This window comes from Xenorhabdus sp. NBAII XenSa04 (assembly GCF_963866145.1).
Taxonomy (GTDB): domain Bacteria; phylum Pseudomonadota; class Gammaproteobacteria; order Enterobacterales; family Enterobacteriaceae; genus Xenorhabdus; species Xenorhabdus indica.
Genome location: NZ_CAWMEB010000003.1, coordinates 78,300 through 91,099, shown reverse-complemented (window position 1 = coordinate 91,099; position 12,800 = coordinate 78,300). Strand labels below are relative to the sequence as shown.

The 12,800-nt window shown below is 41.1% G+C and carries 11 protein-coding genes; 2 read left to right on the top strand and 9 right to left on the bottom strand.

Features of this window, described 5'->3' with window-relative positions:
* Positions 1-12: 12 nt before the first annotated feature.
* The 9 genes from AAC147_RS00575 to AAC147_RS00535 form a co-directional block, all read right to left on the bottom strand.
* Entirely contained in the window at positions 13-1,221 is a 1,209-nt protein-coding gene (locus AAC147_RS00575) for a phage tail sheath family protein (protein ID WP_047684488.1), read from the bottom strand.
* A gap of 65 nt (positions 1,222-1,286) precedes the next feature.
* The gene (locus tag AAC147_RS00570; protein WP_047684485.1) at positions 1,287-2,735 is read right to left on the bottom strand and encodes a phage tail sheath family protein; all 1,449 of its coding nucleotides are present in this window, start codon (positions 2,733-2,735) and stop codon (positions 1,287-1,289) included.
* Between the two features lie 25 nt (positions 2,736-2,760).
* The gene (locus AAC147_RS00565; protein ID WP_047684482.1) at positions 2,761-3,831 is read right to left on the bottom strand and encodes a phage tail sheath family protein; all 1,071 of its coding nucleotides are present in this window, start codon (positions 3,829-3,831) and stop codon (positions 2,761-2,763) included.
* Positions 3,832-3,872: 41 nt separating this feature from the next.
* Positions 3,873-4,322 carry a phage tail protein gene (locus AAC147_RS00560; protein ID WP_047684479.1) on the bottom strand — a complete coding sequence of 150 codons (450 nt, stop codon included), beginning with the start codon at positions 4,320-4,322 and terminating at the stop codon, positions 3,873-3,875.
* Positions 4,323-4,838: 516 nt separating this feature from the next.
* Positions 4,839-7,157 (bottom strand): FdhF/YdeP family oxidoreductase, encoded by a 2,319-nt coding sequence (locus tag AAC147_RS00555; protein ID WP_047684474.1) that lies wholly within the window; start codon positions 7,155-7,157, stop codon positions 4,839-4,841.
* Between the two features lie 525 nt (positions 7,158-7,682).
* The gene (locus AAC147_RS00550; protein ID WP_262947174.1) at positions 7,683-8,324 is read right to left on the bottom strand and encodes a hypothetical protein; all 642 of its coding nucleotides are present in this window, start codon (positions 8,322-8,324) and stop codon (positions 7,683-7,685) included.
* Positions 8,325-8,485: 161 nt separating this feature from the next.
* Positions 8,486-8,701 (bottom strand): hypothetical protein, encoded by a 216-nt coding sequence (locus tag AAC147_RS00545; RefSeq protein ID WP_047684471.1) that lies wholly within the window; start codon positions 8,699-8,701, stop codon positions 8,486-8,488.
* Positions 8,702-9,161: 460 nt separating this feature from the next.
* Positions 9,162-10,382, bottom strand: a complete 1,221-nt coding sequence (locus AAC147_RS00540) for a DUF819 family protein (RefSeq protein ID WP_047684467.1) — start codon at positions 10,380-10,382, stop codon at positions 9,162-9,164.
* Positions 10,383-10,436: 54 nt separating this feature from the next.
* Complete coding sequence (locus AAC147_RS00535) at positions 10,437-11,162, bottom strand: M15 family metallopeptidase (RefSeq protein WP_052189693.1); 726 nt, start codon at positions 11,160-11,162, stop codon at positions 10,437-10,439.
* Between the two features lie 427 nt (positions 11,163-11,589).
* Between AAC147_RS00535 and pyrI the strand changes: the two genes are divergently transcribed.
* Together pyrI and ridA are read left to right on the top strand one after the other, a co-directional pair.
* Entirely contained in the window at positions 11,590-12,069 is a 480-nt protein-coding gene (pyrI, locus tag AAC147_RS00530) for an aspartate carbamoyltransferase regulatory subunit (RefSeq protein WP_047684464.1), read from the top strand.
* Positions 12,070-12,155: 86 nt separating this feature from the next.
* On the top strand, positions 12,156-12,542 hold the full coding sequence (gene ridA, locus AAC147_RS00525) for a 2-iminobutanoate/2-iminopropanoate deaminase (RefSeq protein WP_038261552.1): 387 nt from the start codon (positions 12,156-12,158) through the stop codon (positions 12,540-12,542).
* Positions 12,543-12,800 lie beyond the last annotated feature (258 nt).

Here is a 12,800-nt window from a genome sequence, read left to right as displayed (position 1 = left end):
GCTCTTTCCTTCTTAAGACAAAAGCGCTCCCGTTTGGGTATCAAATACCAAACTGATTTCGATAAATTCAGCAGGAGACAAGACGGCCAAAGCAACTTTCATGATCATTTTCCCGGCACAGATATCCTCTTCAGTCATCGTTTCATTTACGCCTAACAACACAGTAAATGCCTCATCTTCCCGCGAGCCATACAAGCCGCCCTGTAACCACAGTTGCCGTAACCAGTTGTAACTTTGCCCCTTACATTTCATCCACGTCAGCTCGTTATTAGGCTCAAAGAGGTACATACGGGCTAATTGCGCCAAATGAACAGTGACATAAGAAACCAGACGTCGTGTTTGCAGGTAACGCCACGGCGAGCTATCTCTGTTTTCCAGTGTCCGGCACCCCCACACACGTATGCCTTTGCCGGGGAAAGTGCGGATCACATTGAGTGAAGCGCCATTGGCGTTAAACAGCACACTCCCTTGCAGATAAGACTTACCCGGCCGAATAACCTGAGAGAGGGCTATATTGGCTGGTGCTTTCCACACGCCAATTGCACTATCTGTGTGCTGGATAACTGCCGCAATCGCGGCGGTGGGAGAGAGCACGATATTTTGCAGGCTGGATATATCCTGATAAGTGGTTTCCAGACGAGGCCAATAAGCGGCTCCCCATTGGCGAAGCTCTGATGAGAGACCTTCCAGACATTGCCGGGCCTGTTCAACCTCATCCGGCGCATCCAGCAGCACAAAGAGATTGGCGCGGATCTGGCTCAATTTCAGTAGTGCCATCCAGCTTTCAGACCACAACTTGATCAAAGTGTGTTGATCATCAATGTCACTGTCATTCAGTCGGGCAATATCCGGTGCCAAAATCAGGGTAATCTGTGATTCCCCACCGATGACTTCTGACACCGCATCAGACCTTAATGCTGTTATCAGTGCTTCGGCTTCTGCCTGGGTCATGTTTGCTGAGGGCATATTGCCTTGCAGCGGCAAAACAAAAGCCTGTTTCCCTCCATTATCGAAATAGTGTCTGACCGCCCATGCCATCAGATGATTGTCACCAAAGAGCCGACTATATTCCGCCAGATTGTCGATACGAACTGCGGTTTTTGCTTGTTGTGAATTGTGGGCTGTATAGCCGATAAATACCGGCACTGCGCTAGGTATTTCTTGCTGACCTGTAGCAATGATACTTTCTGTTAAAGTTACGCCCGGTTGAATTCTTTCCATCATCATCTCCTTTCATTGGGTGAGATAGGCACTGCTAATTCAGTGCCTGGTTTTAATCTCGGAGATTACTGAGCAACATCCTGCGTAAATTGCAGAACGATAAATTCAGCCGGTCGCACGGCGGCCAGACCAACTTTCATGATCATTTTGCCGTTTTTAATATCGGTATCAGACATGGTGATACCCTGACCAATATGGACAAAATAAGCCTCTTCCGGTTTATCCCCCATCAAGGCATTTTTTTGCCAGAGGGTATAAAGGTATTGATCAACGGCAGCTTTGGCACGCATCCAGGTCGGTTGGTTATTGGTTTCAAATAATACAGCTCGCAGTGCCTGACGGATATCGCGTTCAACAGAATTGAACAGACGGCGGACAGGAATATAGCGCCAATGGGTATCGTTAGTGTCGGTACAAGTACGGGCTCCCCAAACCATTATGCCTCGATCAGTAAATGAACGAATGACATTAATGCCTTTGTTATTCATGCTGCCTTGTCGTTCGTCATCGACTATATCCGTCAATCTTTTGATGCCGGTAAGTGCAACGTTGGCTGGCGCTTTCCAGACACCACGCTGGTTATCTGTTTTGCAATAAATTCCTGCAATGGCGGAACTTGGAGGAAAAATGAGTTCACATTGCTGTTTCTGCTGCAATTTGTCATTAATGTTCTGCGCCAGCGTCTTATCTTTTTTCCTGAGTTCATCCAGATTTTTCAGTTTATCTTTGCCTGATTCATCCTGATACCCACTGATAATAACGTCCTTATCGTCAGGCAAAGCAGATAATTTCAGGTTTGTTTCCAACAGAGGATAATAAGTGGCAACCTTAGCACCATTGCCTACACCAGGTGTCGGTTCACCATTGTGGCTATCTGCAATCAGAAAATAGCCTACTTTATCATCATCTAACAGTGGGCTGACTGCACCATAGACTTTATTTTTATAATTCCAATCTGCTTCTAGACAAACCAACAGCGTGATATCCCCTTTTTGTTCTATCACATTAGGAATGGAGGCCAGAGCCAAATCGTCACTGACATTGTTTAGTGGGTAGATATAACAAGCCCCACCCCCATTTTGAAAATAGAGCCTCAAGGCTTCTACGGCTTGAGATAGATTGACGTCCTCAATATTGTGAATCCATTTTTGGGGTTCTTCTTCCTCTGCCGAGAGAGTCTGAACGTTGGGAGTCTCCTGGGTTTCAGTCTCTTTATTTTCGATTTTTTCTTTCTTATCCTGTTCTTTTTCTGTTGCGCCTTTTTTTACGCCATCAGAAGAAGAAGAGGCTTCAAGACTAGAGCGGATGACAATTTCTGTCACTGGCGTCAAAGAAAAAGAGGAAGTAAATTCAAGCCAATTGTTGATACGCATACAGGCTTGGGTTGGCGCCGCCGTTTTTGGGGTAAATTTGCCGATAAAAACAGGCACGGCAGTTGGGCTGTTGCTAACAGACAATGCAAGGGATGCATCCTCTTCAATATAAACACCGGGCCCTTTTAAATTAGCTGGCATAATAATTCCTTATCAATCAGTATGATTAATGCTGTTCTACATCTTGCGTAAACTGGAGGATGATAAATTCCGCAGGCCGAACAGCCGCCAGGCCGATTTTTACAATCATTTGTCCTTGCTGAATCTGTTCTGGTGTCATCGTGATCCCCTTGCCAATCTGCACGAAGTAAGCTTCTTCTTCCTTACTGCCAGCCAATCCCCCTTGTTGCCATAAGCCATGAAGATAGTTGCTGATTGCCGCTCTGACACGTTCCCAAGTCGGCTGGTTGTTAGGTTCAAACATGGCGAAGCTCATGGCACGCTTAACATCTCGCTCAACGGTATTAAACAGGCGACGTACAGGGACATAGCGCCAGTTGTCATCGTCTTGCAGTGTTCTTGCTCCCCAGACGGTAGCGCCGGTATTGCTGAAATGTCGAATCATATTGATGGCACGACCGGAGTTATATGCACCCTGAACTTCATCCGTGATCAGAAATGCAGGCTCCAGACCCCCTTTCAATGCGATATTGGCAGGCGCTTTCCAGACTCCACGAGAGAGATCGACGGAAGCATAAACTCCGGCTATAGCCGCACTTGGTGGAATGTCAGTCTTGGCCCAATCAGCTTTCAGCCACGGGTAGTACACTGCGGCAAACGCTGTGGCGTCATATTTGTTCTTAACTGTCTCCGCATTCGCGATAGTCAACGCTTCTTCAGGACCATCAAAAATGGTGAATAATCCTTTTCCCGGCTGACATAAAGTTGCCGCTGCTGTTTTAATATCTTCACCCGCTGCAACCAGTAAGGTGACATCATCTAAGGTTGGAATCACTTTTTCTAAGCTACTGGTCTTAACGAGGTAACAATAACCTCCGCCATTGGTGAAATACGCCCGCAGAGAAACTGACAATTTATCTGCTGCATTAAAATTGTTTGATACCTTATTAAGATATTCCATCCAAGAACTAATTCGGAATGCGGTGTTTTCGGCAATAATATTATTTTTTTCATTCACTGCAAAAACAGGAACAGCGGTGGCACTATGAGATACAGACAGCGCCAGACTATTTAATTCTTCAATATAAACGCCAGGATAACTGGTATTGGTTGTCATAAGAAATACCCTTATACGAAATGATTAACTCTATCAATGCTTCAAACAGCCTGCATAGTTACGCGATCGGCTGTCAGGGTAATTTCTTGAACAGCGATGTCATTGCTGGTGGCATCAAAGGAAGGAGAAGTCAGCGAGGTAGGAAAAGCATTAGCAACATTCCAGGTCATTAATAACTCAGTGCCTGCATCATTGGTTAAGCTAATAGTAATATCTTTTTTCTCTACCTGATTAAGTTGGATAGAATTAATCCAGTCAAATAATTCCGTTTTGCCCGGAAAAACGCCCTTACGCAGAGTAATATGAATAGGTTGACGCTGCCCCGGCATTTTGAACCAATTCCCCACGCCATCACGGTATTCAATGGTTTCATAATTAATATCCAGCCCTGAGACACTGTTAAATGGGATTTTCTCATCGCCAACAGAAACAATGAAACGATAAGAGGGAATTGGATATTCAACTGCAATTTGAGATGTGCTTATAGACATAATAGCCTCTTTTAAAAAAATGGTTAGGGTTAATTTCTTTGAAATAGGATGTAAGACTATATATTTGGAGAAAGCTACCGCCACAAAATGACAGTGAATATCATTCTGGAAATTTTCGTGGCCATATCATGCTTACATTGATATTTTCAATCGATACTTAAATCGATATCTATATCAATAATCATCGTGCCGAAAAATCTATAATGAGTACATTGCTAATAATGCAATTTGCTTTTTATGCAATTTAATTCCTGTGATAAAAATATTTTTGTTAATTGTTACCTTACAATGTTTAATATATGTTAAAAATAATTCAATAAATAAAATATAAGATATTAATAATGAAAATAGAGTTAAATGAAAAGCTGCTATTAGGGTTATTAGGAAAGAGGCTATATGAAATGGAAAATGCAGATATGATTTCAAAAACCGGGCCTGAATTGATATCTGCTCAAAGAACTATTATTGAGATAACAGTTCATTAAGCAGATCTGCATAAATAAAATGACAAACAAGCTATACAAGGCGCTGAGGTTCTGATTCATTCAGTTCAGTCAAGGATAATTTCACCGGAACAGATTTAGATGTTGGTGTACCCGTACCATTACCAATACTATCCATCGGCACTAACGGGTTAGCTTCCGGGTAATAAGCCGCAAGGTTCCCGCGAGGAATAATATAAGGAACGAGTTTAAAGCCATGCACTTTACGCTCAATACCGTCATGCCATATTGTCTCGATATCAACCAGATCCCCTGCCTGATATCCCAATTGAGCAATATCTTCTGGGTTCATAAACAACACTTCCCGCTGGCCATAAACACCACGATAACGATCATCCAAACCATAAATGGTCGTGTTGTATTGATCATGCGAACGTAATGTCTGCAAAGCAAAGGGGATTTCAGCTCCGTCGATTTGTGGAAACAGTGTTTTTGGTAATGGTGCGTGGCTAAACTGGGCTTTTTTACTCGGTGTCAGAAAACGCAGTTCTGCCGCGGCATTGCCAAGATAGAAACCGCCCGGCTGTTCACATTTTTTATTAAAGTCAGCAAATCCCGGAATAGTTGCCGCAATATGATCACGGATTTTGTTGTAATCTCCGGCTAATTCCAGCCAGTTAATTGTTGGGGTATTGCCCAAAACCGCATCGGCAATACCTGCAATAATAGCCGTTTCAGAACGTTGGGTATCAAATAGGGGTTTATTCACTCCCTCGGAAGCATGCACCATGCTGAAAGAGTCTTCTACCGTCACAAACTGTGCACCACTGAGCTGGATATCCTGTTCAGTACGCCCCAATGCAGGCAGGATCAGAGCATCTTTTTTACCGGTAACAAGATGACTCCGATTTAATTTTGTACTGATATGAACAGTTAAGTCGCAATGCCGAAGCGCTTCTTCTGTACGTGGACTATCAGGCGCAGCAGCGGCGAGGTTCCCTCCTAAAGCGATCAGCACTTTCACTTGATCACGCAACATAGCTTCCAGCGCTTCGACGACATTATGCCCGTGGGCACGAGGCGGTTCAAAACCAAAATGGTTTGCCAGGCTATCAAGGAAATATTGGGAAGGTTGTTCATTTATCCCCATTGTCCGGTTTCCCTGTACGTTGCTGTGACCACGAACCGGACATACGCCCGCACCGGGTTTACCTAATTGACCAAACAGCAATTGCAGGTTTGTAATTTCACGAACGGTATCCAGAGAATGTTTATGCTGTGTAATCCCCATCGCCCAGGTACAAATAACCCGTTCGGCGTTCTGATAAATATCAGCAGCCTCGCGTAATTGTACCTGCGTTAAGCCTGATTGTTCTTCAATAAACGACCACTCAGTAGCAGCAACTTCCTGCAAATAAGCATCCACACCTTCGGTGTAGGCCGCAATAAAATCTTGATCAAAAATACCTGCTTTTCCGACATCCGTCAGTGCGGTATGGGTTTCTAAAAGTGCTTTGACCATACCCCGCACAGCCGCCATATCTCCACCCAGTTTAGGCTGATAGTAACGATGGCTAATATTACCCGCTATTGGCGTGATCACTTCGAGTGGTTTTTGTGGATCAGCAAAACGTTCTAAGCCGCGTTCGCGCAATGTATTGAAGGTGACAATTCTGGTGCCGTGCTCAGCGGCATGACGTAAGCTATGCAACATTCGTGGATGGTTTGTACCGGGGTTTTGACCAAATACAAAGATGGCATCAGCGTGATCAAAATCATTCAGGCGAATGGTTCCTTTACCAACACCCAAACTTTCCAGCAACCCATAACCGCTTGCTTCATGGCACATGTTCGAACAATCCGGGAAATTATTGGTCCCCAATACCCGGCCAAATAACTGATACAACCACGAAGCTTCATTACTGGCCCGACCAGAAGTATACAGCTCTAACTGATTGGGATTATCCATTGCCTTAATGTGTTTGGCAATAAGAGAAAAGGCCTGCTCCCAACTAATTGGTTCATAGTGATCCGTTTTACGGTTATAACGCATCGGTTCAACAACCCGTCCCTGATATTCCAGAAAATAATCACTTTGTTGGTAGAGTTTACTAACGCTGTATTTGGCGAAAAATTGGTTGTCTACATGGCGACGGGTCGCTTCCCAGGTAACTGCTTTGGCCCCGTTTTCACAGAAGCTGAAAAGGCTTTTGTTATCATCTCCCCATGCACACCCCGGACAATCAAAGCCTTTGGGTTTGTTCATGCGCATCAGGTTAACCATGTTTTTTAATGCTTGTTTACTATCAAAAACAAAGCGTGTTGTTGCCTCCAATGAATCCCAACCTCCCGCAGCAGCACGATAAGGTTCTATTTTTGTTTTGAATTTCATAACAATCTCGATTTTTTAACATGGTGGTCAAAAAATTGGCCACGGATTGGCAGATGAATCAGAAACGACGAACTGATTTATTGTGATATTTATTCCGTTCTTATACAACGAGAAAACCGAATTGTCTTCCTATTGGTAGTACTGACTGAAATTTGTTAGAGATCACAACCTCCAATAGAGCAAGCAGATTGGTGAAAATAAACACAATAAATAATAAGACGTTATCAAAACAAGGTATTGCTTATTTTTAATTCATAACTGAGTGTTTTTTATGCTTCGAGCGGAAGGTACAAGTGTAATTTTTCTATACACAAGTGATCTTCTCACGGTGAAAGTGGTTCTGAGCTTGTATTCAACAAACAGAAAAATTTACTACATAAAAGTAACCATCCGATAAGCTACACCTAGTCAATATTATCCTGATAATCATACAAAATAATATTGGTCAGCGAAGATTACGGGTCGGGGGTGTAGTGATTACGGTGGCGAGTATAGAAAAGACCACATTCAGCGGCCTTATAATAATTAATTACTGGTTTCTTTAGACGGGGTAGTTAACTCTTTCTCGCCAAACGATACATAAGTATCTACATCAAATAGAGAAAATGATTCTATTTGGTCTATCGGTAATATATGTCGAAATTGATACACTGATAATGGATCAGAATTTAACGTTATATTTTTCTGGTTATAAATAGTCACATAACTATGCTCGACTTTGAAAGATAAGCTGTCTTTCTCTCGATACCCACTTATAAACGGTATAATTGACACCATTACATCTGAATGAGTGTGAAAATTATAAAACTTCGCTTCATCAACCATTCCAACATATACCTTTCGAGATTTAAGAGTGACCATAACGAGAAGACCACGCTCTAAGGATTCTAGCAACAATTCATTTACAGAATCTTTTTTCGCATTACTCCTAATAGCCTTAATTCTATATTCATAGTTTTCTGATCTATTTTTAGCAATTGAAGCTTGAGCTATGCTCATAAGTACTGTAGATATAACCACAATCCATGAAAAAAAGCTTGCTGTGGCGTATCTAAATCCATTCAAATCTGTAGCAAATGTAAATTGAGTATATTTTACCCCTAAATATGCAGGTACATTCATAAGGTACATTGCTAAATACAATAGCGCATCAATAAATACAGCCATGATAAAACCGGCGATCAAAAATTACCCGCCTTTTAAAGCCACTTGAAAGTAAGCATTCCACCCCTGCGCTTTTTGTAACTCAATTTTTGATGGTATGTCACTATCAATATATTTGTAGCCACAGATCAAAACAAAGGTAATAAAAACAGGCCACATAATAATTATTTATCCTTTGATAGTGCTTTTATATTATGCTCAAAAGCCGCTATCACTTCACTATTCTTCCTATTAATCATGACAGTACCATCATTCCTTATCAATAACCTATGTGAACAATCTTCAGTGGTAGTACTTTCAGTCTTTAACCATTTAGCTGTTTTCCTAATAATCTTATCAGGAGAAACATATGCCTTATCTATGAGTTTTGTAAATGACATAACTCCCTCTCCTTACTCTCTTTATTATTCACACATGATTTAAACATAATGACTAACAAATGCACAGTTCCTATACTAAGTCTACTTGCAAGTAGTGCTTGTATCAATCCGATACAGGTTCTGTAATACATCAAACAAAACACTATTATTGATATTCTATTTAGTTAATGTGCCTACGATAAGTTTCTATCTACATAAAAATTATTCATATACAATGAATAGCACAAATACTATATATACATACAGTATCACTCATTACATTCACTAAAAAGAAGATTTTACCTATCAATTTCGAAGCAACTTAATAATCTAAATTGAATGCTGCTCAATAACAAAGCCATGCCGGAACGCAACCTCGAACTCAGGGTATAGATCACCGGATGCTTACGGGTAAAAGGTAACAGCATCTATCATTACCCATAATTTTTTGGAAAATGTTATCAACACAGCACTCCTTCGGCTATGACATTTTCCCCACGACAAAATAAACAAATGTGCCAACGTAATTACCAATCACATAACCCACTGTGCCAATGACCATAATCGGCCCGACCAGAGTATTCCAACCCCGGCTGATTGCCATTGCTGCTGCTGTGGTTGGTCCACCAATATTGGCGTTACAAGCAAGAATGTTCTCCTCCAGACTGAATTTAAACACTTTCCCCGCCATGAAGGTGAGCAGCAAGTTAATCATGGCAATGATGAAAACAAAGACAAACAATAACGGCGCGTTGCTGATAATGGCGTGGATTGATGCGGGTATACCGATAACGACAAAAAACATATAAATAGCATAAGTACCAAGCTCCTGCGTACCATTTAGATTGCTGAATGTTTTTTTGAAAATCGATACAAGGATAAATGTCACCGTTGTAAGGAGCAGATATTTATCAGATATCAGGCTAAAAACCAGCTCTTGATAAATAGTGCCGGGTTGCCCAAACAATGCCTTTAACCATGATGAGAGGCGGAATGATAAAGCGACGATAAAGATTGACCATGCCAGCGATAATGCAATGTCTTTCAGGGCGATATTTTTCGGTTTCCAATAAGCTGCGGCGAAGGTCTGGGCGTTATCCAGATTGGGATCATTATCTATCGCATCTGAATAAGGACTTCCCCAGAACCTCCTTGCCACTGTCCAGCCCGATATAACGATCAGGATAATAAAATAACCTGCCATCATCACATGATCAGCCACAATGGTGGATGCAACCATACTCTGAGAAGGTTCTAATTTAGCTGCCATCGCTGCAAAGTTGACACCTCCTCCCGTATAAGATGCGGAAATCATGCCACTGATTTTATCCAGTTCGGGAATATATCTCCTGAGCAGATGGAAAGCGATGATTGTTCCAAACATGGTGGCAATAGAAGAAATTAAAAATAATATCAATAACCGCCAACTGCCTTTAATAAGGTTTTGTAAATTGGTTTTGAATAATAATAGTGGAATAGCTAAAGGGACAATATATCCCCAGACAGCATCATAAACAGGGGCTTCAGTCGGAATAATATGTAAATTGGAGGCCAATATCGCTATTACCAGAGCAATAACCGCACCCGGTATTTTAGTCGCCCATTTATACTTCTGCTCAAACATAATTGCACAAGCTACTGCAATCATAATAAAAGCCCAAAGCATTAATGAATTATCAGCGCTAATTAAGGTACTTTTCATTATTCGCCCCTGTAATAAACTTTGTTTAGTTAAAGCTAATACATCCGCCGTATTTCAAGTTGTAGCTTTGTTTATATCTGCATCCACCGCGCCATAAATGGCGTTACTGTTTTTATAAAAAGCCCACGAGGAATTACCATAATCATAATGCCACCATTCAGTCGGCAAATTAGTAAAACCAACCTGAATCATGGTGTGATACAGTATCCTCCGGTATAAAGTAGCAGGCATGTTGTTTTCCGGTGTATTTTCTAACGCGGCGGTATAAGATAGCTCTACCACTTCATCAAACTCAGTCCCCATAAACAATGCCTTTCCAGATGTCATGTCAAACAGCGTCACATCCACTGATCCCCCCGTCAGATGAGGGCTAATCGGATTTAGTGCCGTCGGAGCCGGTGCCACAAATCGTTCCAGTAATTTTTTTTGTTCTTCAATGGATAATTGGCTGTATTGCTCAGCTATTTTAGCCTGAGTTTTTTCCTGTAATGCCTGCTGAGTTTCCCGTGAACGCCATCCATCCAAAACCAAAATCCCTAAATGAGATGGTAACAATTGTGAGGCTTCAACTAATTTTTCAACCACACTTTTTCTTACTGCACAATATTCAACAGAACCTTTTATACCTGCAAGAAAATAGACGGGTTGCGATTTTATTTTATCTGTCTCAGGAATTATCTCTAAAGATTCATGACATTCATTGATGTGTATTTTATTAATGTTGCTCCATTCAAAAATTCTTTCCGTAACAATTTTTTCCACATTCAGAGAGTGCAACATATTCACCTTTATATTTATCTTGATTTTCAAAATGTTACATTAAATAGATTTTGCTGATTATTTTAAGAAATAAAAACTGAATCATTAGTTTTTTTCTTTAAAAGAAACAGTACATTTACAGACTAGCAACAAAGATACAGGCTATCAAATTTTATTTTCTTCCTGTCGGGAAAATTAAATCATTATTTGGAATTACACTGATGGAGATACAGTATATATTTCTCAATGATATTACAAAAATTTATCATCAGATATTGAACCAAAATGATTTGGTTGAAATACCATAAGAAGAAATGATTTCACAAGCGACTATGATATGTTCATTACGCAAGATGAAATGCCAAACCTTATATGACAAAATAGGAGCATGTCCCTGATTCCCTAATATCTGGAGGAGAAATACCCTAAACGGTATTCACAGCACAACATGACCCAAGACCATTCACTACAAGATCATCAACTACAAGTAGAAGCCATTAAATGTGGCACAGTTATCGACCACATTCCGGCCCATGTCGGTTTTAAGTTATTGTCACTATTCAAACTCACAGAAACCGACCAACGCATTACTATTGGTCTGAATTTACCTTCCAATCAATTGGGTAAGAAAGATCTGATCAAAATTGAAAATACGTTCCTGACAGAACAGCAGGCAAATCAACTTGCTATGTATGCGCCACATGCAACTGTGAATAATATTGAAAATTACGTTGTCGTGAAGAAGATGCCAATCAACCTGCCAGAGAAGATTGATGGTATCCTTGTATGCCCGAACGGTAACTGTATCAGTCATAATGAACCCGTAGAAAGCTGTTTCCGCGTTATGGAAGCCGCTAACGACGTCGTCGTCTGTTGCAAATACTGCGAAAAAGAGTTTGATCGTCAGGCTGTCATCAGCAACGATTAAAGTCCCGCAGTTGATGCTGACCAGAGGGGCACTATGATGTTGACCTCGCAAAAATTTTCCATTCTGACGTTAAACAGGAGTTTCTAATGTCACATTCTATTCACACCGACAATGCACCAGCCGCAATCGGCCCTTATGTTCAGGGCGTTGATCTGGGTAGCATGGTTATCACTTCCGGTCAGATCCCTGTTGATCCAAAAACAGGTGACGTTTCTGAAGATATTACGGCACAAACCCGCCAGTCACTGGAAAACGTTAAGGCTATTATTGAACAATCTGGCCTGAAAGTAGCGAATATCGTAAAAACTACAGTGTTTGTTAAAGATCTGAATGACTTTGCTACAGTGAATGCCGCCTATGAAGCATTCTTTACTGAACATAATGCGCCTTTCCCTGCTCGCTCATGTGTTGAAGTTGCTCGTTTGCCAAAAGATGTAAAAATCGAAATCGAAGCTATCGCTGTTCGTAGCTAATTCATCGTTTTATCAACCCTGATAGCTCAATATCAGGGTTGGTCTTCTCTCTTTTTGTCTCCCCACTTCTTCCCAGAATAACTTCTCTTTTCTTTGTCTTAGATCAACTTATTGCATGGTATATTGACTACAAAAACCCACATATTGTGCTTAAATATAAATATATAACTATATATGGTGTTTATGCACAAGATTATCCACACCAAATTAAAAACTGGTCATCATGTAGTTTTGTTTTAGTTTATGGATAACATATTG